The sequence below is a fragment of the Streptomyces sp. NPDC058751 genome, from assembly GCF_042746485.1.
Classification (GTDB): Bacteria; Actinomycetota; Actinomycetes; order Streptomycetales; family Streptomycetaceae; genus Streptomyces.
In genome coordinates this window covers 1-21,048 of sequence record NZ_JBHYPZ010000068.1, presented here as the reverse complement: position 1 = coordinate 21,048, position 21,048 = coordinate 1, and the positions used below count along the sequence as shown (strand labels likewise).

Annotated in this window: 19 protein-coding genes; 8 read left to right on the top strand and 11 right to left on the bottom strand. The window is 72.2% G+C overall.

Annotated elements, in window-relative coordinates:
• The first annotated feature begins 129 nt into the window (after positions 1-129).
• The 3 genes from ACFW6B_RS38895 to ACFW6B_RS38885 all read left to right on the top strand — a co-directional run bounded on the left by ACFW6B_RS38895 (position 130) and on the right by ACFW6B_RS38885 (position 2,961).
• Complete coding sequence (locus ACFW6B_RS38895) at positions 130-1,023, top strand: DUF4253 domain-containing protein (RefSeq protein WP_386604218.1); 894 nt, start codon at positions 130-132, stop codon at positions 1,021-1,023.
• A gap of 122 nt (positions 1,024-1,145) precedes the next feature.
• Complete coding sequence (locus tag ACFW6B_RS38890) at positions 1,146-1,838, top strand: RNA polymerase sigma factor (protein WP_386604217.1); 693 nt, start codon at positions 1,146-1,148, stop codon at positions 1,836-1,838.
• Positions 1,831-2,961, top strand: coding sequence for a CU044_5270 family protein (locus tag ACFW6B_RS38885; RefSeq protein ID WP_386604215.1), 1,131 nt, complete (start codon positions 1,831-1,833; stop codon positions 2,959-2,961). The genes ACFW6B_RS38890 and ACFW6B_RS38885 overlap by 8 nt, the downstream gene beginning before the upstream one ends.
• On the opposite strand, the gene ACFW6B_RS38880 is transcribed toward ACFW6B_RS38885, so the two are convergent.
• From ACFW6B_RS38880 to ACFW6B_RS38870, 3 genes are all read right to left on the bottom strand, one after another.
• Positions 2,894-4,120: a PLP-dependent aminotransferase family protein gene (locus tag ACFW6B_RS38880; protein WP_386604213.1), complete on the bottom strand. Its 1,227-nt coding sequence runs from the start codon at positions 4,118-4,120 to the stop codon at positions 2,894-2,896. The two genes, ACFW6B_RS38885 and ACFW6B_RS38880, sit on opposite strands and share 68 nt — an antisense overlap.
• A gap of 162 nt (positions 4,121-4,282) precedes the next feature.
• Positions 4,283-5,185, bottom strand: coding sequence for an SAM-dependent methyltransferase (locus tag ACFW6B_RS38875; protein ID WP_386604210.1), 903 nt, complete (start codon positions 5,183-5,185; stop codon positions 4,283-4,285).
• A gap of 75 nt (positions 5,186-5,260) precedes the next feature.
• Positions 5,261-6,739: a helix-turn-helix domain-containing protein gene (locus ACFW6B_RS38870; protein WP_386604208.1), complete on the bottom strand. Its 1,479-nt coding sequence runs from the start codon at positions 6,737-6,739 to the stop codon at positions 5,261-5,263.
• A gap of 211 nt (positions 6,740-6,950) precedes the next feature.
• Here ACFW6B_RS38870 and ACFW6B_RS38865 point away from each other — a divergent pair, with 211 nt between their 5' ends.
• Entirely contained in the window at positions 6,951-7,703 is a 753-nt protein-coding gene (locus ACFW6B_RS38865) for a DUF4232 domain-containing protein (RefSeq protein WP_386604206.1), read from the top strand.
• A gap of 57 nt (positions 7,704-7,760) precedes the next feature.
• Here the strand turns inward: ACFW6B_RS38865 and hemB are convergent, their stop codons facing one another.
• Positions 7,761-8,753, bottom strand: a complete 993-nt coding sequence (hemB, locus tag ACFW6B_RS38860; protein ID WP_386604204.1) for a porphobilinogen synthase — start codon at positions 8,751-8,753, stop codon at positions 7,761-7,763.
• A 244-nt stretch (positions 8,754-8,997) separates the two neighbouring features.
• On the opposite strand from hemB, the gene ACFW6B_RS38855 reads away from it, so the two are divergent.
• Positions 8,998-11,025, top strand: coding sequence for a fibronectin type III domain-containing protein (locus tag ACFW6B_RS38855; protein ID WP_386604201.1), 2,028 nt, complete (start codon positions 8,998-9,000; stop codon positions 11,023-11,025).
• 12 nt (positions 11,026-11,037) lie between these two features.
• Here the strand turns inward: ACFW6B_RS38855 and ACFW6B_RS38850 are convergent, their stop codons facing one another.
• Positions 11,038-12,075: a helix-turn-helix domain-containing protein gene (locus ACFW6B_RS38850; RefSeq protein ID WP_386604199.1), complete on the bottom strand. Its 1,038-nt coding sequence runs from the start codon at positions 12,073-12,075 to the stop codon at positions 11,038-11,040.
• A gap of 288 nt (positions 12,076-12,363) precedes the next feature.
• Positions 12,364-12,795: an ATP-binding protein gene (locus tag ACFW6B_RS38845; protein ID WP_386604245.1), complete on the bottom strand. Its 432-nt coding sequence runs from the start codon at positions 12,793-12,795 to the stop codon at positions 12,364-12,366.
• 60 nt (positions 12,796-12,855) lie between these two features.
• On the opposite strand from ACFW6B_RS38845, the gene ACFW6B_RS38840 reads away from it, so the two are divergent.
• Together ACFW6B_RS38840 and ACFW6B_RS38835 are read left to right on the top strand one after the other, a co-directional pair.
• The gene (locus ACFW6B_RS38840) at positions 12,856-13,740 is read left to right on the top strand and encodes a helix-turn-helix transcriptional regulator (RefSeq protein ID WP_386604197.1); all 885 of its coding nucleotides are present in this window, start codon (positions 12,856-12,858) and stop codon (positions 13,738-13,740) included.
• On the top strand, positions 13,737-13,934 hold the full coding sequence (locus ACFW6B_RS38835) for a DUF397 domain-containing protein (RefSeq protein WP_386604195.1): 198 nt from the start codon (positions 13,737-13,739) through the stop codon (positions 13,932-13,934). Before ACFW6B_RS38840 ends, ACFW6B_RS38835 begins: the two co-directional genes overlap by 4 nt.
• Before the next feature lie 69 nt (positions 13,935-14,003).
• On the opposite strand, the gene ACFW6B_RS38830 is transcribed toward ACFW6B_RS38835, so the two are convergent.
• The 5 genes from ACFW6B_RS38830 to ACFW6B_RS38810 form a co-directional block, all read right to left on the bottom strand.
• Positions 14,004-15,707 (bottom strand): uroporphyrinogen-III synthase, encoded by a 1,704-nt coding sequence (locus tag ACFW6B_RS38830; protein ID WP_386604193.1) that lies wholly within the window; start codon positions 15,705-15,707, stop codon positions 14,004-14,006.
• Positions 15,704-16,663: a hydroxymethylbilane synthase gene (hemC, locus tag ACFW6B_RS38825; RefSeq protein ID WP_386604191.1), complete on the bottom strand. Its 960-nt coding sequence runs from the start codon at positions 16,661-16,663 to the stop codon at positions 15,704-15,706. Before hemC ends, ACFW6B_RS38830 begins: the two co-directional genes overlap by 4 nt.
• Positions 16,660-18,360, bottom strand: a complete 1,701-nt coding sequence (locus ACFW6B_RS38820) for a glutamyl-tRNA reductase (RefSeq protein ID WP_386604189.1) — start codon at positions 18,358-18,360, stop codon at positions 16,660-16,662. The genes hemC and ACFW6B_RS38820 overlap by 4 nt, the downstream gene beginning before the upstream one ends.
• Positions 18,357-19,121, bottom strand: coding sequence for a redox-sensing transcriptional repressor Rex (locus ACFW6B_RS38815; RefSeq protein ID WP_386604187.1), 765 nt, complete (start codon positions 19,119-19,121; stop codon positions 18,357-18,359). The genes ACFW6B_RS38820 and ACFW6B_RS38815 overlap by 4 nt, the downstream gene beginning before the upstream one ends.
• A 353-nt stretch (positions 19,122-19,474) precedes the next feature.
• On the bottom strand, positions 19,475-19,765 hold the full coding sequence (locus ACFW6B_RS38810; RefSeq protein WP_386604185.1) for a glutaredoxin family protein: 291 nt from the start codon (positions 19,763-19,765) through the stop codon (positions 19,475-19,477).
• A 213-nt stretch (positions 19,766-19,978) separates the two neighbouring features.
• On the opposite strand from ACFW6B_RS38810, the gene ACFW6B_RS38805 reads away from it, so the two are divergent.
• Positions 19,979-20,920, top strand: coding sequence for an HAD family hydrolase (locus ACFW6B_RS38805; RefSeq protein ID WP_386604183.1), 942 nt, complete (start codon positions 19,979-19,981; stop codon positions 20,918-20,920).
• Positions 20,921-21,048: the final 128 nt, after the last annotated feature.

Here is a 21,048-nt window from a genome sequence, read left to right as displayed (position 1 = left end):
TTCCCTCACCTGCTGCCACTGTAGGAGCCGCCACCGACAGCGGGTCCCGGCAGCCCGGCACGGGGCGCGGGACCGCGAACGGGTACCGCGCCCGGGGCGGTGTCAGTGCCGGGTCCTACAGTCACCGGCATGGCGACCCTTCCCAATCCGCTGCCGCGGCTGACGGCAGACCCGAGCGGGCGCGCGCTCGGACTCGACCTCCCGCCCGGCAGGCTGGTCGAGGCGACCATCGACGGCCCGTGGCACGAGCCGCTGCTGTGGCACGCCGAGGACCGGTCGGCTCCCGGGAGCTGGGCGGCCCTGTCCCCGGCCCGGTCCTCGGGCCTGCTGCCGGTGCTGCTGAACGTGGACGACTCGCGGGACGACCTGTCCGGATGGGGTCTGGCTCCCGACGAGATGTCGTACGCCGGGGATCACGACGCCGAAGAGGTGCTGGCGGAATTCTGGGAGGAGAAGGCCGCGTACGGATCCGACGCGGAGGAGGAACACCCCGGCGAGGGTGAGGGCGAGGAGATCTACGGGAAAGGGCCGACCATCGCCGAGATGCTCGCCCCGTACGGGCCGCTGTGGCCGGGCCTGGCCACGGCGTCCCCGCTCGACGCGGATCCGGACGCCCGCGCCGCCGAGACCGCCGACTCCCTGACACGGCCCGGATCCCGGCTGAGGCGGCTCCTGCTGGACCGGCCCCGGCTCGCCCTGGTTCCGGCGCGCCGCAGCGCCGACATCCCAGCGGTGATCGGCTGGTCGGCGCCCATGAACCACGAGAACGACGTGGCGCGCCTGTGTGCCGTGCTCCGCTCGTGGGAGGACCGCTTCGGCATACGCGTGGTGGCCCTGACCCTCGACGGGCTGGTGCTGTCCGTCGCGGCTCCGCCGGCCACCGTGGCCGAGGCCGAGGCGGTCGCGGCGGAGCACTTCGCGTTCTGCCCGGACAACATCGCCCAGGGCGACCACGACACCCTGCGGGAGTACGCGGAGCACGAGGTGCTGAACGGACGGGTGTGGTCCTTCTGGTGGGACTGAGCCCCCGGTCCGGCCGCCGTGGATCCCGGTGCTCCGGGACGGGAACTCGAATGCGGGCTTCGGCGGACAGGAGGTGACCTGTCCCCGTCTTCGAGGAGACCCATGAACCTGAGAGGCGACCGATGACCCTCTCACCGGACGTCGGAGTCCACAGTCCCCCCACCGTCGCCGGCACCGGCTCGGACGCGGTCGCCGGCGCCGGGGCCTGCGGGGACGGCGACTCCGACGCCTCGGTGATCGAGCGGTCCTTCGACGAACCCGACGTGTTCGCCGAGCTGTTCCACCGCTACGCCGACGACATCCACCGGTACGCGGCACGGCGGCTGGGCACCGAGGCGGCCGACGACCTGATGGCCGAGACCTTCGTGATCGCCTTCCAGCGGCGGCGCCGGTACGACCTGTCGAAGCCGCACGCCCGGCCCTGGCTGTACGGGATCGTCACGCGGCTGATCGGCGGGCACCGCCGGGCCGAGGCGCGGCGGCTGCGGGCGCTGTCGCGGGCCGCCTCCACGGCTCCGGCCGACGAGGGCGGCGGCGAACCGCTGGCGGAGCGGGTGGCCGCCCGGATCAGCGCCGAGAGCACGCGCGGGGCCCTGTCGGCGGCCCTGGCGAAGCTGCCCGCGCGCCACCGGGACGTCCTGCTGGTCATCGCGTGGGGAGACCTCGACTACGCGGAGGCCGCCGAGGCCCTGGGCATACCGGTGGGCACGGTGCGCTCCCGGCTGCACCGGGCCCGGAAGAAGCTGCGCGAAGCACTGGGCGGATCGGATCCCACAGCCTTTCGAGAGGAACAGGAGGAACCCCGCCGTGGATGACCTCACCCTTGTACGCGACCTCGCGGCCGACCAGGCCGGACCGACCGACCGGGCGCGCGCCGTCGCCTTCGCCCGGCTGCAGAACGCCATCGGCGAGGAGACCCGCGACGGGGGCGGGGCCCTCGCGCGGCAGCGTCCGCTGTCCCGGCGGCTGGTGTTCCGCGCGGCGGTCGCGGCCACCGGCACGGCCGCGGTGGCCGGCACGACCCTGCTCGCCGTCCGCGCCGGGGGCGGCGGGGGACCGCGGTTGCCCGCGCTCACCGCCGCCCAGGTGCTGCACAAGGCCGCGGACCGGTCGCGGTCGGACGGCACCGACCTGCCGATCCCCCGCGACGACCAGTACATGTACGCCAGGGAGATCACCCACCGGACCTACGACAGGGACGGGCGGAAGATGCGGCTCGTCGACGAGTACTGGCTGTCGGTGGACGGCTCGAAGACCTCCCGGTACGTCTACAACGGCAGGATCAAGGACGACCCGCCCCTGGGCAAGCACGAGGTGCAGTCGATCCCCCTCCAGTACTCGAAGCTGAAGAAGTGGCCGACCGACCCCGACGAGCTCCTCAAGTGGCTCGGGTCCGGGACGACTCCGGGTGACAGCCTCGAGGAAGGCATGCACGTGTACTTCGAAGCGTGCATGCTCCTGCGGGGTCCCCGGGTCCTGCCTCCGGGTTTGCGGGCCGCCGCGTTCGAGGTCATCGCGAAGCTGCCCGCCGTCAAGATCGACCACGACCGGGTGAACGCGCTCGGCCGGCACGGCATAGGGGTCTCCTACCCCAGGATGGCGATGGGTTTCGTCTTCGACTCGACGACCTACGCGTACCTCGGGATATTCGAGCGGGGACACTCGGACAAGAACGGGGGGTTCTCGCAGGTCAGAGGCGTCGCGGTGCAAGGTGTGGTGGACAGGATCGGCCAGCGGCCGACCACCCGGGACGCGACCCGGAGGACTCCCTCGGCGACCCCGTCCCCGGGCGAGGCGTCCCCGTCACCCACCTCCGCGTCCCCGTCCGCGACCTCTGCGAACCCGTCGCCCGCTTCTCCGTCCCCGTCCGCTACTGCTTCCGCAAGCCCGTCCCCAACCGCCGCAACCCCTCGGCGATCTCCTCCGGCGTCTGGGTGACGAAGCACAGGCGCAGGGTCGACGTCTCCGGTGCGCCCGCGTAGAAGGGGGCGCCGGGGACGTAGGCGACGCCCCGGTCCACCACCGGGCGGAGCAGGGCCGTGGTGTCGTACCCCTCGGGGAGACGGGCCCAGAGGAACATGCCGCCTTCCGGGCGGGTCCAGGTGGACCCGGCGGGGAGGGCGGCGCCGATCCCCGCGAGCATGGCGTCGCGCCGCTCGCGGTAGACGGCCGCGACCTGGGCCACGTGGGAGTCCAGGTCGCGGTCGGCCAGGTAGCGGGCGGCGGCCAGCTGGTTGACGGTCGGGGTGTGCAGGTCGGCGGCCTGCTTGGCGACGGCGCAGGCGCGCCGCAGCGCCTCGGGGGCCCGCAGCCAGCCCAGCCGCATCCCGGGTGCCATCACCTTGGAGAAGGATCCGAGGAGGACGGTCCGGTCCCCGGCGCCGTCGTGGGAGGCGATCCACGGGACCCGCTCGCCCTCGAAGCGGAGCTCTCCGTACGGGTCGTCCTCGACGATCCACAGGCCGTGGACGGCGGCGACGCGGGCGACGGCGGCCCGTCGCCCGGCCGGCAGGGTGCGTCCGGTCGGGTTCTGGAAGGTGGGCACGGTGTAGAGCAGCTTCGGGCGCTCGCGGACCACGAGTTCGCCGAGGGCGTCGGGGTCGAGCCCGTCCTCGTCGCCCGGCACGGCCAGTACGCGCGCTCCCGCGAAGGCGAACGCCTGAAGTGCCGCGAGATAGCAGGGACTTTCGACCAGGACGGTGTCGCCGGGCTCGATCAGTGCGGTGGCGAGCAGCGAGAGGGCCTGCTGCGAGCCGGTGGTGACCAGGACGTCGTCGGGCCCGGTCGGCAGTCCGCGCGCGCTGGTGCGGTCGGCGAGGGCCGCCCGCAGTGCCGGTTCGCCCTCGGTCGTCGAGTACTGCAGGGCCTGTTCGGGCCGTTCGGCGAGGACGTCACGGTAGGCGGCCGCGATGCCGTCCGTGTCGAAGAGCTCCGGTGCGGGCAGCCCGCCCGCGAAGTTGATCACTTCGGGGCGTGCGGTGACCGCGAGGATGTCCCGTACCGGTGAACCGCCGATCGCGGTGGCTCGCGCGGCGAGCGGGGGCACGGGCGCGGTGGTGGCGGGTTCGGTGGTGGCGGCGGGTTCGGTGACGGTCACGGTGACGGCTCCTTGTCCTCGCGGGACGCGCCCTCGCGGACGGCGCCCTCATGGGCGGCCCCGTCGTGCCGGGGCCGCCCCCGACCGCACCCTAGGCCGGTACGTGGCGTCTACATACATAGATTCCGGGATGCGGACGTCACGGCAACTCGCCCACGGCGTCTAGGGCTTGACGCCCGTGGCCGCGTAGATGTTGATGTCCGCGTCCGTGACGTCTCCGATGCCCAGGTAGCGGACCTTGTCGACGGCGTCGAGCGTGTCCAGGAAGGCGGGGTCGACGGCCTCGGGGACCGGGGCGTTGCCGTCGGGACGCCAGTGGTGGACGGGGACGAGACCGGGCTCGTCCAGGATCAGGCCGTTCTCGGTGAAGAAGCGCTCGACCTCGGCCTTCGAGCGCAGGACGAAGGTGAACCCGCGCTCGGTGAAGGTCCGCTGGACCGCGCGGATGCTCTCGGCGTTCAGGTCCTCGGTGAGGTGGCTGATGACGACCCGGCTGCCGGAGGGCAGCGCGTCGACGAGCCCGCGCACGATCGGGTAGGCCTCCGCGTCCTCGACGAAGTGCAGGACGGCGACGAGGACGAGGGCGACGGGCTGCCCGAAGTCGAGCGTCTCGGCGGCCTGTTCGAGGATCCGCTTGGGCTCCTTGAGGTCCGCGTCGATGTAGTCCGTACGGCCCTCGGGTCCGCTGGTGAGCAGGGCGCGCGCGTGGGCCAGGACGACGGGGTCGTTGTCGACGTACACGACCCGCGCGTCCGGGGTGATCCGCTGGGCGATCTGGTGGACGTTCTCCTGGGTGGGCAGCCCGGTGCCGATGTCCAGGAACTGCCGGATGCCGCCCTCCGCCGCCAGGTCGTTCACGGCCCGGCGCAGGAAGTCGCGGTTGTGCCGGACGTCGAGGTAGCCGCGCGGGTTGGCGGCGATCGCGGCGGCGGCCGCGTTCCGGTCGACGGGGTAGTTGTCCTTGCCGCCGAGGAGAACGTCGTAGACCCGGGCGGGGTGCGCCTTGGTGGTGTCGATCCTCCTTCTCAGCTCGGCGGGATCCTGACTGAGGGCGTCACCGGGCATCGGGCATCTCCCTGGAGGGTCGCGTCACCTGACGACCAACAACCTAACTCCTGAAGGGACTTGATGGTGCCGTCATCACCCTGTGGAAGCCGGTACCCATTCGCTGCCGCCGAGCGGATGCTCGTACGCCGGCCGTCCCGCGTTCCCGCTCGTACGGAACGGCTTGCCGTGGTCGTCGACGCGCACCGTGCCGCTCCTGGTCCCGCTGGACCAGTCGATCTCCAGGTACCAGCTCACGTCGTGCGCCTGCGCGTCGGCGAACACGTAGAAGACCTCGGGGTCCGACTCGCTGACCTTGTAGGGGAAATCCCGCTGTCCGCCCTTGAGCGCGGTCGCGGGGCGCCCCGCGTCGAGGTCCACGGTGAAGGACTCCGTCTCCACGTCGCCGCCGCAGCCCACGCCCATCACGTAGTCGTTCCAGGCGAGCGGCGCGCCCTTCTGCACCACCCGCACGTGCAGCGCCTCCAGGACGACGGTCGCCCTGCCGGTGCCCTGGACCGTCAGCGCGATCATCTGCTCACCGCTCGCGACCCCGCCGAGCGCGGTGACCCAGCCCCGGGCGTCCGACTCGTTCGGCGGCGGCGGAGGCACCTGCGGGGCGTCCCGGTTCAGCAGGTAGTGCTGGCTGCACGGGGTGTCCCACTTGTACGCGTCCGCCACGACGATCGGCGCTTCGGCCCCTTCCCCGCTCCTGCCGGCCGTACCGCCGTCGACCGTGCCGCCGTCGGCCGCCCGGTGCTCGTCGACGGCCCCGGCGGTCGTCGAACCGGTCGGCCGGGGACGGGCGGTGTGCGACGGGGAGGCCGAGGCGGACCCGTGGGGCGTGCCGGGTGCCGCACCGGTCCGGCTCGCGCTCGGGGCGGACGGCGCGCCGAGGGCGACGGACTTCCCCTTCGTGTCGTCCTCACCGCCACCGGGCCCGAACCGCGCGGTCAGCGCGGTGGACACGACCGCGGCCGCCACGACGGCCCCGGCTCCGGCGAGCACCACGGCCCGGCGGCTCCATCGCACCGGCGCGGAAGCGACGGTGTCGCGCCCCGGCTCCCGCCCGGTACCGGTCTCGCTCCCGGCCCCGTCCCCGGGCCTGTGCTCCTGCCCGTTCCCGGAGCCGGAGCCGGAACCGGGCCCGGTCCCCCGCTTCTTCCCGGACCCGGTCTCCGGTGCGGGACCCGGCACGTCCGCCGCGCGGCCGTCGGGTTCGTCGGCCGCCCCGGAGGAGCCGCCCGAAGTCCCGGCCTCCCCGGCCCCGTTCGCCTCGACCCGACTCGCCTCGGTCCGACTCGCCTCGGCCCCGTTCGCCTGTCCCCGCAGCGCGTCCGCGAGGACCCACCGGCGGTGCAGCTCCACCAGCTCCTCGGGGGTGGCCCGGCACGCGCGCGCCAGCCGCTCCACGGGCGCGTAGTCCGTCGGTACGGCATCCCCGTTGACGTACCGGTGCAACGTGGACGTGCTCACGTGCAGCCGTTTGGCGAGCACCCCGTAACTGAGCCCGGAGCGCTGCTTCAGCTCCCCCAGTAAGCCCGCGAAATCGTTCCCCGCCACCTGTTCCTCCATCCCCCGCGTTCCAGGCCGGTGTTCCAGGGGCCTGCCGTTCCCCCAGGTCAGACCCCATGCCGACGTTCCGGCTTTCCGTATCCGCCGCCGGTCGTGGCGGCCGGGACGGATCACCGCCCAAGCTGTGGCCATCCAAGCACGCCGCCCTTCCCGACCGGCCGGGCGGCCGTTCCATCAAGCCACTCACAGGCACATCCACAGGGGGATCACCATGTCCGCACGCACCACCCGCACCCGACTGCTCGCCGCCACGACGGTCGCACTCGCAGCGCTCGCCCTCTCGGCGTGCGACAACGGCAAGGGCGTACGCAGCGAGGGCCCGGGCAAGGGCTCGTCCACCGCGTCCGAGTCCTCGGCACGACCGACGGCGCCGACGGCAGGTGGAGGAACGACGGCGAAGCCCGCGGACACCGGCACCGGCACCGGCGGCTCGGCAGGCGGCTCACAGGCGGGGGAAAGCGGCTCCGGCACCGGTTCCACCAGGGGTTCCACGGGCGGCTCGGCCGGAAAGAACAGCGCCGGTTCCAAGGGGGGCTCGCCCGCGCAGGCCGACACCAGGCACGTGGCCTGCGACGGCTCCAACACCAAGACGACGGCGACCGTCGTGTCCCGTCCGCTCAACCACCTGCTGCTCACCGTCACCAACACCGGTACGCGCAACTGCGACCTGACGGGCTATCCGATCGTCCGCTTCGGCGAGGCCCAGTCCGTTCCGCCGGTCGCGGAGGAGACCCGCCCGCAGGCGGTCGTCACCCTCGCCCCCGGTGAATCCGGCTACGCGGGTGTGCTGCTCTCCTCTGCCGACGGCAGCGGGGGCGACGGCTACACGGCCAAGACCCTGGAGGTCGGCTTCGACAGGGGCCGCGGGGCGACTCCGGCCCTGCCCGCGAAGGGCGTCCACGTCGACGACCGCCTCACGGTGACGTACTGGCAGCAGAACCTGGACGACGCGCTCGGGTACTGAGTCCTCGGTCACCGAGCGGGTCCGGTTCCGGCGGAGGCCGCCGGAACCGGACCGGCGTCAACGCAGGCCGCGGGCCACCTCGGTCGCCCAGTACGTGAGGATGTTCTGCGCGCCGGCGCGCTTGATGCCGGTCAGCGCCTCCATGATCGCCTTGTCCCGGTCGATCCAGCCCCTCTCCGCGGCGGCCTCGACCATCGCGTACTCGCCGGAGATCTGGTAGGCGACGACCGGCACGTCGGACACGTCGGCGACGCGGGCGAGGATGTCGAGGTAGGGACCGGCGGGCTTCACCATCACCATGTCGGCACCCTCCTCCAGGTCCAGCGCCAACTCCCTCATGGAATCACCGATGTTGGGCGGGTCCTGCTGGTACGTCTTGCGGTCGCCCTTCAGGGACGAGCCGACGGCCTCCCGGAACGGGCCGAAGAAGGCGGAGGCGTACTTCACGGTGTAGGCGAGGATCGCGACGTCCTCGCGGCCGATCTGGTCGAGGGCGTCGCGGATGACACCGATCTGACCGTCCATCATCCCGCTGGGACCCACGACGTGGGCGCCCGCGTCGGCCTGCACCTGGGCCATCTCGGCGTACCGCTCCAGGGTCGCGTCGTTGTCGACCCGGCCCTGGTCGTCGAGCACACCGCAGTGCCCGTGGTCGGTGGTCTCGTCCAGGCACAGGTCGGACATCACGAGCAGTTCGTCGCCGACCTCGGCGCGCACGTCGCGCAGCGCGACCTGGAGGATCCCGTCCGGGTCGGTGCCGGGCGTCCCGACGGCGTCCTTCTTCGACTCCTCGGGAACCCCGAACAGCATGATCCCGGAGACCCCGGCCTCCAGCGCCTCCACGGCGGCCTTCTTCAGGCTGTCCCGCGTGTGCTGCACGACCCCGGGCATCGAGGAGATCGGCACCGGCTCGCTCACGCCCTCGCGGACGAACGCGGGGAGGATGAAGTCGGCCGGGTGCAGCCGGGTCTCGGCGACCATCCGGCGCATGGCGGGAGTGGTACGCAGCCGCCGCGGACGCGTACCGGGGAAGGATCCGTACTTGGTCATGCGCTCTACGCTACGCCCGCCCCGGCCACCACTTTGCCGACGTTCCGTCGGCCCGGAGGCGTCGCGCACCGTGGGCGCACAACGGTCCCGGGCCCGCCCGCACACCCTCGCGGTCCGGTGCCCGGCCCGCGGAAAGACCCGGGTCCGACCCGAGACCCACGCGTTACCTGCCTCGATGCAACCAACCGCCCCGGCCGCCGGTCTAGTCACCGCCCCCTCGAACGGCCCGAAAGGCACCCCTTCCGTGAAGACCCCCACCCGGCTGAGACTCGTCGCCGCCGTCGCCGTCACGCTGGCGACGAGCGGCGGTCTGCTCGCCGTCGGCACCGCCCCGGCCGCCGCCGTCGACTGTGCCTCCCCGGTGTTCAAGCGCCAGTACTTCGCCAACACCGCCTTCTCCGGAACCCCGAAGAAGACCGACTGCGACAGTGCGATCGCCGAGAACTACGGCACCGGCGACCCGGCGGGCGTCACCCTGCCCAAGGACAACTTCTCCGTCCGCTGGACCGTCACCCGTGACTTCGGCTCCGGTGGGCCCTTCACGTTCGCCGCCGAGGCGCAGGACGGCATCCGTGTCTACCTCGACGGTGTCCGCAAGATCGACGTGTGGAAGAACGTCTCGTCCACGCAGAAGAAGTCGGTCGCCCTCACGGTTCCCTCGGGCAAGCACACCCTGCGCGTCGACTTCGTCGCCTGGACGGGCGCGGCGAACGTCAAGTTCACGTACATGCCCCGGACTTCCGCGACCGTCGACAAGGTGAAGCCGCTCGCTCCGACCGGGGCGAGCGCGCGGCTCGACAACGCCACCGCGCGGGCCGTGGTGTCCTGGGCCGCGAACAAGGAGATGGACCTCGCCGGCTACCGCCTCTACCGCCGCGAGGAGGGCAGCAGCACCTGGCTGAACGTCGGGTACACCACCGGCACCACCTACTCCAACCTCCCGACGGTTCCCGGCCGCACGTACTACTACGAGGTCCGGGCCTACGACAAGGCGGGCAACGTCTCCGCGGGCAGCACCGACCAGCGGGTGGAGACCGTCGCCGTCACCGCGCCGACCGGCCTCACCGCCCAGGGTCTGGACGAGGGCAACAAGCTGACCTGGAACCCGGTGCCCGGAGCGGTGCGCTACACCGTGTCGCGACGTGACCAGGACGGGGCCCTGAAGGCCATCGCGAGCACGTCCGGCACCGGCTTCACCGACACCGCGGCAGCGCGGTCGCTGGCCTGGAGCTACAAGGTGCAGGCCGTCGACGGGGCGGGCCGTGTCTCCACGTACTCCACCGTCGTGACGGCGACCCGGCCCGTCGCCGCCCCGCGCGACCTGACCGCGACGCCCGACGCCCACCGGGTCGTCCTCAAATGGACCGTCGACCCCGACACGGACGGGAAGTACTACGACTTCAACGTCTACCGGTCCCTGTCCCTGCCGGTGAAGACCTCCATCGAGCCGTCGCGGTGCGACACCACGTACACACGACTGGCCGACGGCCGGTACCAGTACACCTGCACCCAGACCATGGCCCCGAACACCACGTACCACTACGTGGTCAAGGGCTACGACAGCGCCTCCCGCGAGTCCGTCGCCTCCCCCACCGTCACGGTCACCACCCTCGCCTCCGACCAGGACACCACCCCGCCCGCCGCCGTCACCGGGCTGACCGCCGAAGCCACCGAGTACGGCGTCGTCCTGGACTGGAGCGCCAACACCGAGAAGGATCTCAAGCGGTACACGGTCTACCGCGGAGAGGTGCTCAGGGACGAGGAGGACGGCACCGCCGTGTGCTTCGGCTCCGAATGGGACTACCTGAGCCCGACCACCACGCACTACGTCGACGCGACCCTGCCCGACGGTGACGAGCACTGCTACTGGATCGACGCCGTCGACACCAGCTACAACTCCAGCTTCAAGTGGACCGGCGAGGCCCGGGCCGTCGCCCTCACCGAACTCGACCTGACCCCGACCGTCGCCACGCCCGAGGGCTCCCCGGTGTCCCTGGAGGCGTCCGCCGCAGACGCGGGCGGCGCCGTGGACCTGTCCTGGAACGTGGTCCAGGGCGCCACCGGCTACCGCGTCCTGCGCTGGGACCGGGCTGCGGGCCAGTACGTGAGCCTGACGGGCGACACCCCCGTCACCGGGACCTCGTACACGGACACCACCGCTCCCTCCGGCACCACCCACTACTACTGGGTGACCGCGCTCCTCGCGGACGGCACCGAGACCGCGCCGGGCGCCGACTGGGCCATCCTGGTTCCGCCGGGGTCCGACGGGTAGACGCGGATCGCTTCAGGAGACTCGGACGAGGGCCGCGATGCCCACCGGCGCCACGGGGGCTTCCCCGGGTCTGGCGGTGCGGCAGTCGCGGCACCAGGCTCCGGGGAACGGGGCTCTGAAGCCCCTGTCGCAGCCGCCCTCGCAGGTCGCCATGGCGGGTGGTGGGGGTGCGGGCCGGGTCGGGAGCGGCCCGGTCCCGTCGGCCCCCGCGAGGGGTGGCAGCGCCGGCGGGAGCAGGTCCAGCAGGCGGTTGCGGAGGAAGCCCGCCGGGTTCCGCACCTGGAGGGGGAGGCCGTCGGTCAGGGCGTGGATCACCGACGCCCTGCCGAGACCGTTCTCGAACCAGGCGACGACCAAGGGAGCCAGCCGCCGCACCTCCCGCCCCGACAGCGTCAACCGGATGTCGGTCCGGCGCAGCCCGGCGAGCAGCGCTTCGGCCTTGTCGTGGTGCTCGGCGCCGGGAGGCCCCGACTCGCCGGCCGGTCCACCGGCGCGTACGGCATCGGCCGCCACGGCAGGCTCGGGCGCGGGGGCAGAGGGCGAATCGCCGGAGGAGGAGCGGTCCGGGACCGTGAGGTCCGGGGGCGGCGGAGCCGTGACCGCCGGAGCCGGCCGGGGTGCCGGGACCGTCGGGGGTGCCGGGAGGTCGACGGCTTCCGGGGCCGCCTCCCGTCGGGCCCGGGTGAGCGCGGGGGCGTGGTACGCGAACGTACGCGTGATCAGCCGCCCGGAGGGGAGCCGTTCCCGCACCCGCTCGACATAGCCGCGCTCCTCCAACTCCCGCAGCGCGCAGGCGATCCGGGCCCGTCCCTCGGGGAACCACTCCGTGAGGCTGCGGATGTCGACCCGCGCGCCCTCGGGCAGCGACAGGATGTGCACGGCGATCCCGACCGCGGTCGCGGAGAGCCCCCGGTGCTGGGCGAGGTGGTTACCGACGATCGTGTAGCGGTCGGACTGGTACTCACGTACGTGCGTGACACCGAAGTGAGTGGCGTTGCGCCGTACTCCCTGACTCGGGCGCAGGGCATCGATAAGCTTGGACACAGCCATGGGGAAGGGTCTGACTTCCTCTTTGGTGAGGCCCTCGCATTGGGATTGCAGTCCCGGCGGGGGCCGAAGCATGTGCGGGCATGTGGAGTTGTGGGTGTTTCCTGCGGTGAGCGTGCACGCCCGAACCGCCCCCGCGCCACCCGCACCGGCCCGTTTCACCCGCCCGTGTGACATGGGCCCGGTTTGGTCGGTTGGTCGGTCTTTCCCCCGGGTTCTTTGGTCTTTTACCGCCCGCCGCCCCGGCGCACCCACCACCGGAGGACATGCCACCGGGCTCCGGTGCGGACGTCACCGGCGGGGCCCGAGATCGAGTTCCGCCCACACCGTCTTGCACGGCACGGGGCCCGACCGCACACCCCAGCGGTCCGCGAACTCCTCCACGAGCAGCAGCCCGTAACCGGACTCGGACTCCGTCCCGGCGACCCGCACCCGGGCGGGCCACCGTTCGCCCCGGGCGTCGGTGACCTCCACGCTCAGCGTCCGGGGAGCACGCACGGACAGGGTGAGGCGGAAGCTCCGGCCGGGGACCCGGCCGTGCAGGACGGCGTTCGCGGCGAGTTCGGCGACGACGAGCCGGGCCGGGTCCGACGGCAGCCCCCAGTCGTCCAGCCGCTCGGCCGCCAGCAGCCGCGCGAGGCGCGCACCGCGCCGGGTGGCGGACAGCGGCACCGAGAAGTGGTGGAGCGGAAGGCACGGAGTTCGCTGATTCACGTCACTCAGCGTGTTCTCGCGTACGTAATCTGTGAAGTGCGGCAGCCCGTGCGGACGGTGTCTGTCCGGATGACGTCCGGTTCTGTCCGGGCCGTACGGGGTGACCAGGAGGCGGGCGTGGGCGAGTGGGACGCGGGGCCGGAGGACGACGAAGAGGCCGGGGCGGTTCTGCGGACCGTCCAGCGCCAGCTGAAGCTGTGGCGCGAGTCGGCGGGTCTGACCCAGGCCGAGTTCGGCGCGGCCATCGGGTACGGGGAGGAACAGGTCTCCTCCGTGGAGCGGGGGCGGCGCATCCCCCGGCCCGAGTACCTGGACCGCGCGGACGAGATCCTGTCGGCCGGCGGCAGGCTCGCGGCGCTGAAGGAGGACCTGACGGAGGTCCGGTACCCGAAGAAGGTACGGGACCTGAAGAAACTGGAGGCCGACGCGATCGAGCTCTGCGCGTACAACAACTCCGTGGTTCACGGGTTGTTGCAGACCGAGGACTACATTCGGGCCTCGGTCGCCACCCGGCGACCCCCGTTCACGGAGGACGACCTTGAGCGGCACGTGGCCGCCCGTGTGGCCCGCCAGGACATCGTCGGCGATCAGGCGCCACTGCGCGTCTTCAGCTTCGTGCAGTGCGAATCAACGCTACGGCGCCCCATCGGCGGCAGAATGGTGATGCGAAAGCAGCTCGAACACTTGCTGGCAGTAGCCGAGTTGGGCAACGTCGACCTGCAAGTACTGCCACTGGACCGCGAGGACAACGCGGGCTTGGCGGGCTCGTTCAGACTGCTCAGACTGCGGGACGGAAGCACCGTCGGCCACAACGAGGTCCAGCTCATCAGCCGGGTTATCACCGACCCCAAGGAGGTGCAGATCCTGGACATTCGCTACGGGACCATCCGGGCGCAGGCTCTCGCACCCCGGGAATCGGCGGCCTTCATCGAAACAGTGCTGGGAGAAACATGATCCGCACGTCCGCAAGAGAAGACGGACCGGCTCTGGAGTGGATAAGGAGCAGCTACAGCACTCCTGACGGCCCCGACTGCGTCGAAGTGGCCGCCCGTCCGGACGGGATCCTCGTCCGGGACTCCAAGGACCCCGACGGCCCCCGCCTCGCCCTCACCCCGGCCGCCTGGGCGGCCTTCCTGTCGTCCGCCTGACCGGGCCGGGCACACAACGAAGAACGCCCCGCCGTCTCCCTAAGAGACGGCGGGGCGTTCTCACCTGCGTCAGGTGGTCCGGCGCCTGCGCGAGCCGGGACGACGCTCGCTCGGGCGGGTCACCGGGTCGCCGGCGTCCAGCGCGGCGGCACGGCGGCGCAGGCCGAACTCGGCCAGCGCCTCCGCCAGCTTGTGCACCGACGGCTCAGGAGCCATCACGTCGACCCGCAGCCCGTGCTCCTCGGCCGTCTTGGCCGTGGCGGGGCCGATACAGGCGATCACCGTCACGTTGTGCGGCTTGCCCGCGATGCCGACCAGGTTGCGGACCGTGGACGACGACGTGAAGAGCACCGCGTCGAAGCCGCCGCCCTTGATCGCCTCACGGGTGTCGGCCGGCGGCGGCGACGCGCGCACGGTGCGGTACGCCGTGACGTCGTCGACCTCCCAGCCCAGCTCGATCAGCCCGGCGACCAGGGTCTCCGTGGCGATGTCGGCCCGGGGCAGGAAGACGCGGTCGATCGGGTCGAAGACCGGGTCGTAGGGCGGCCAGTCCTCCAGCAGGCCCGCGGCCGACTGCTCGCCGCTCGGCACGAGGTCCGGCTTCACGCCGAAGGCGATCAGCGCCTTGGCCGTCTGCTCGCCCACCGCGGCGACCTTGATGCCCGCGAAGGCGCGCGCGTCGAGGCCGTACTCCTCGAACTTCTCCCGGACCGCCTTGACGGCGTTGACCGAGGTGAACGCGATCCACTCGTAGCGGCCGGTCACCAGGCCCTTCACCGCGCGCTCCATCTGCTGGGGCGTGCGCGGCGGCTCGACGGCGATCGTCGGCACCTCGTAGGGCACGGCCCCGTACGACCGCAGCTGGTCGGAGAGCGAGGCCGCCTGCTCCTTCGTACGCGGCACGAGCACCTTCCAGCCGAACAGCGGCTTGGACTCGAACCACGACAACCGGTCGCGCTGGGCGGCGGCGGAACGCTCGCCGACCACGGCTATCACCGGACGGCCGCCGTCCGGGGACGGCAGCACCTTCGCCTGCTTCAGCGTCTGCGCGATCGTGCCGAGGGTGGCCGACCAGGTGCGCTGGCGGGTCGTCGTACCGGCGATCGTCACGGACATCGGGGTGTCGGGCTTGCGGCCGGAGGCCACCAGCTCACCGGCGGCCGCGGCCACGGAGTCGAGCGTCGCCGACACCACGACGGTGCCGTCGGAGGCGCCGACCTCGGTCCAGCAGCGGTTCGACGCGGTCCGCGCGTCGACGAACCGTACGTCCGCGCCCTCGGCGTCCCGCAGCGGAACACCCGCGTACGCGGGCACGCCGACGGCGGCCGCGATGCCGGGCACGACCTCGAACGGCACGCCCGCGGCGACGCAGGCGAGCATTTCCTCGGCCGCGTACGTATCAAGTCCCGGGTCACCGGACACCGCACGCACGACCCGCTTGCCGCCCCGCGCGGCCCCCATGACAAGATTGGCAGCGTCCCTCGACGCGGGGTCACCAACGGTCGTCGACGTGCCGTCGACAACCGTGAGCTGAGGCGTGCCTGTGCCCGGGTACGGAACCGGCGAAGTGTCCGGATCCGTGTTCAGAACGGTGACGCCTTGTCTGGCGTGGACGCGCACCACGTCGAGCACGTCGTGCTCGGCGACGAGTACGTCCGCGTTCGCCAGCGCCTCCACGGCGCGCAGTGTCAGCAGCCCTGGATCTCCGGGTCCGGCACCCAGGAAGGTGACGTGCCCGTGGACCGGATTGGTGGGAAGGGTGGTGGGGCTCAAAGTGCTCGCTCCCCCATCAGACCGGCCGCGCCCTTGGCAAGCATCTCGGCAGCGAGTTCACGGCCGAGCGACATCGCCTGGTCATGCGTCTCGGGCACGGGACCGGTGGTGGACAGCTGCACCAGCGTCGAGCCGTCGGCCGTGCCGACGACGCCGCGCAGGCGCATCTCCTTGACAATCTGCCCGTCGGCCAGAAGATCGGCGTACGCGCCCACGGGAGCGCTGCAGCCGGCCTCCAGGGCCGCGAGCAGGGACCGCTCGGCGGTCACGGCGGCCCGGGTGAACGGGTCGTCGAGCTCGGCGAGCACGGCGACGAGGTCCGCGTCGTCCGCGGCGCACTCGATCGCCAGGGCCCCCTGGCCGGGGGCGGGCAGAACAGTATCAACCGACAGGAAGTCGGTGACCTCGTCGATGCGGCCGAGCCGGTTGAGTCCGGCCGCGGCGAGGACGACGGCGTCGAGCTCCCCGGAGCGGACGTATCCGATGCGGGTGTCGACGTTGCCCCGGATGGCGACCGTCTCGATCGACATGCCGTGGTTGCGCGCGTAGGCGTTCAGCTGCGCCATGCGGCGCGGCGAACCGGTGCCGACGCGCGCGCCGTCCGGAAGCTGCTCGAAGGTCAGTCCGTCGCGGGCGACGAGCACGTCACGGACGTCCTCGCGCACCGGCACGGCCGCCAGCGCGAGGTCCTCGGGCTGCGCGGTCGGCAGGTCCTTGAGGGAGTGCACGGCGAAGTCGACCTCCCCGCGCACCAGTGCCTCCCGCAGGGCGGTCACGAAGACACCCGTGCCGCCGATCTGCGCGAGGTGCTCGCGCGAAACGTCGCCGTACGTCGTGATCTCAACGAGCTCGACGGGCCGTCCGGTCACCCGGCTCACGGCATCCGCCACCTGCCCGGACTGGGCCATGGCGAGCTTGCTGCGCCTGGTCCCGAGCCTCAAAGCCTGCTCACTCATGCTCGCCCTCGGTTCTTGGCGTTCTCGGTGTTGTTCTCGGCCCGCGAGACGGCGGCGACCGTCTCCGGGTCCAGGTCGAACAGGGTCCGCAGCGCGTCCGCGTACCCGGCGCCGCCGGGCTCGGCGGCGAGTTGCTTGACCCGTACGGTCGGCGCGTGCAGCAGCTTGTCGACGACGCGCCGCACGGTCTGGGTGATCTCGCCACGCTGCTTGTCGTCGAGGTCCGGCAGCCGTCCTTCCAGTCGCGCGATCTCGTTCGCGACGACGTCGGCGGCCATGGCGCGCAGCGCGACCACGGTGGGGGTGATGTGCGCGGCCCGCTGGGCGGCGCCGAACGCGGCCACCTCGTCGGAGACGATCCGGCGCACCTGGTCCACGTCGGCGGCCATCGGCGCGTCCGCGGAGGCCTCGGCGAGGGTCTCCAGGTCGACGAACCGTACACCGAGCAGCCGGTGCACGGCGGCGTCGATGTCACGGGGCATCGCGAGGTCGAGCAGCGCGAGCACCGGCGCGGGGCGGGGTGCCTCGGCGACGGGTTCGGGCCTGCGGCGCTCGGGGATGCGGCCGACCGTCGCGGCGGCCGCGGCCAGCGCGGCGATGAGGTCGGCGTCGGCCTCGGCGTCCTCTCCGGGCGTACGACGGACATCGCGGCGCGGGACGGTTCCGGTGCCCTTGTCCACCCAGGCCGCGTGCTGCTCCAGGGTGGCCGCGTCCATGCCGGCGACGGCGGCCTCGCCCATGACGGAGAAGCCGGTGGCACCCTGCACGGCGGACAGGTCCAGCGGGCAGGCGTCGGCGGGAGCAAGGTGGGCGGCCGGGGCCTGCGGCGTCTCGCGCAGTGCCGCGGGCGTTCCCGTACGTCCTTCGACGGCGGCGGCGACGGTCTCGGCCGTCAGGACGAGCCCGGTGGCCCCGGTGCACGAGACGGCGATGTCGGCACGTGTCAGCTCGACCGGCACCGATTCCATCGGTACCGCGCGGGCCAGCACGTCCGTGTCGTCGCCGCCGGTGAGGATCTCGGCGAGCCGCTCGGCGCGGTCGGGGGTGCGGTTGGCGATCACGATCTCGCCGACGCCGACGCGCGCGAGCGTCGCGGCGGCCAGCGAGGACATCGAGCCCGCGCCGATGACCAGGGCCTTCTTGCCCTTGGCCCACGCCTCGACGGCTTGCCCCGCGGAGAGCTGCTCCAGGCCGAAGGTGACCAGGGACTGTCCGGCGCGGTCGATGCCGGTCTCGGAGTGGGCGCGCTTGCCGACCCGCAGGGCCTGCTGGAACAGGTCGTTCAGGAGACGGCCCGCGGTGTGCAGTTCCTGCGCGGTGGCGAGCGCGTCCTTGATCTGGCCGAGGATCTGGCCCTCGCCGACGACCATCGAGTCGAGGCCGCAGGCCACCGAGAAGAGGTGGTGGACGGCCCGGTCCTCGTAGTGCACGTACAGATGGGGGGTGAGCTCCTCCAGCCCGACGCCGCTGTGCAGGGCGAGGAGCGTGGACAGCTCGGCGACGCCCGCGTGGAACTTGTCCACGTCGGCGTACAGCTCGATGCGGTTGCAGGTGGCGAGCACCGCACCCTCGGCGGCGGGCTCGGCGGCGAGGGTGTCCTGGAGCAGCTTGACCTGCGCGTCCGCGGACAGCGCGGCCCTTTCGAGGACGCTGACCGGAGCGCTGCGGTGGCTCAGCCCGACGACGAGGAGACTCATGCCGGCATCACCGCGGGAACGTCCCCGTCGGGTCCCTTGTCGTTGTCGTTGTTCTCCCGCTCGGCCGGGGCGGGGGCGCCGGCCTGCGCCTCGGCCTCCTCGCCGGCCTTGCGCTGCTCGTGGAACGCGAGGATCTGCAGCTCGATGGAGAGGTCGACCTTGCGCACGTCGACGCCGTCCGGGACGGACAGGACGGTCGGCGCGAAGTTCAGGATGGAGGTGACGCCGGCGGCGACCAGGCGGTCGCAGACGGGCTGCGCGGCCCCGGCGGGCGTGGCGATGACACCGATCGAGACACCGTTCTCGTCGATGATCTTCTCCAGGTCGTCCGTGTGCTGCACCGGGATCCCGGCGACGGGCTTGCCGGCCATCGCGGGATCGGCGTCGATGAGCGCCGCCACACGGAATCCACGGGAGGCGAACCCTCCGTAATTGGCCAGTGCCGCACCGAGGTTGCCGATGCCGACGATCACTACCGGCCAGTCCTGGGTCAGGCCCAGCTCACGGGAGATCTGGTAGACGAGATACTCGACGTCGTACCCCACACCACGCGTCCCGTAGGAACCGAGGTAGGAGAAGTCCTTGCGGAGCTTCGCGGAGTTGACCCCCGCTGCGGCCGCGAGCTCCTCGGAGGAGACCGTGGGCACCGAGCGCTCCGACAGTGCGGTCAGGGCACGGAGGTACAGCGGAAGCCGGGCGACCGTGGCCTCGGGAATTCCTCGACTGCGGGTCGCCGGTCGGTGAGAGCGGCCAGTTGCCACGGTGCTCCTGCGGGTAGAGCGGGGCTGCGGGCGGTCGCTTGTCCCCAGACCGCCCCGTCGAAGGCAGGCTATGTCTTTGTGAACGCGTGCACAAAGATTGTGTCCGATTTGCCCGGCCAACGTGACCGGGCTCACGCGCGCCCGGCACGCCGGTGCGCAACCGGCGTGCGGACGACTCCGCTCCGCACACGAAGGGGGCAAAACCGCAACACTCTCCTCAACGATTCCCGCCCCCGAGACCGACTCGCCGTCGATCCTAGGCGACTTTCCGGACGCCAAGGACTCCTCGGACAGGTCACAAGTCGGGATACGTCACGGCCGCCACGGCCACCCACGGCCGCCCCGCGCACGGCTCACCCCGCGAGCGCCTTGCGGAGGCGCTCCTCGTTCACGCGCCAGAAGGTGTGCTGCGCGCCGTCCACCAGCACGACCGGGATCTGCTCCCAGTACTGGCGGTGCAGCTCCTCGTCCTCGGTGATGTCCTTCCCCTCCCAGGGGACCCCGAGATCGGCGCACACCTTCTCGATCACTTCCTGTGCGTCATCACACAGATGACACCCGGGCTTCCTGATCAGCGTGACCAGGTGATCCGCGGGCGCCTTCGTCTCCGTACGGCGGTCGCTGCGCCGGAACATGGGGCTCATGCCGCCATTGTCCCGCCGCGGGGGCCCTGGCGGGCGCGCCCGGCGCATCACGCGGCGGGGGCCGGCGCGATCACGCGGCGGACCTGGCACGGGGGCGACGCGCCGGGGGCGGGGTGTGTCCGGCCGCCCGTTTAACGGCATGGCCGCGGAGAGTTCACAGCACCGAATCCTGCCGACTCCGGAAGCGGCGAACAGACTGGCTATGCTCACGACATGGCCGCTCTCGGATGGCTCACTCCCCGTAGGCGCTCCGCCACGGCGCGGAGCGTGTTGGCAGGCGAGGCCTCGGCGGAGGCAGCGCGCAAGTCCTCGCAGGAACTGCGGGAACTCGAAGAACTGGCGCCACCGGACGCCGTGGAGGAACCCGACTTCCCGGTGCTCGGCGACGACAGGGCCGCCGCGTTCTTCGACCTCGACAACACCGTGATGCAAGGTGCCGCCCTCTTCCACTTCGGACGCGGGCTGTACAAGCGGAAGTTCTTCGAGACCCGCGACCTCGCGAAGTTCGCCTGGCAGCAGGCGTGGTTCCGGCTGGCCGGCGTCGAGGACCCCGAGCACATGCAGGAGGCGCGCGACTCCGCGCTGTCGATCGTGAAGGGCCACCGGGTCTCCGAGCTGATGTCGATCGGCGAGGAGATCTACGACGAGTACATGGCCGAGCGGATCTGGCCCGGTACCCGCGCGCTCGCCCAGGCGCACCTGGACGCCGGCCAGAAGGTGTGGCTCGTCACGGCGGCGCCGGTGGAGATCGCCACGGTGATCGCCCGGAGGCTCGGCCTCACCGGGGCGCTGGGCACGGTCGCGGAATCCGTGGACGGGATCTACACCGGCAAACTGGTCGGCGAACCCCTGCACGGGCCGGCGAAGGCGGAGGCCGTACGGGCGCTGGCGTCCGCGGAGAACCTGGACCTGTCGCGCTGCGCGGCGTACAGCGACTCGCACAACGACATTCCGATGCTCTCGCTCGTGGGGCATCCGTACGCGATCAACCCCGACTCGAAACTGCGCAAGCACGCGCGGGACTTCGACTGGCGGCTGCGGGACTACCGCACCGCGCGCAAGGCCGCGAAGGTCGGGATTCCCGCCGCGGCCGGGGTCGGCGCGGTGGCCGGCGGCACGGCGGCCGCGATCGCGTTGCACCGCCGCCGCCGGTAGCTCGCCTCTGGCGTTCACGGGCGCGGTGCCGGTCCGGTGGGTGGGTCGGGGCCGTGCCGGTACATCCGCCCGTCGCCGTTGGACGGAGAGGTGAGCGTCGGTGGCGACGGGCATGTGATGTACCGGCA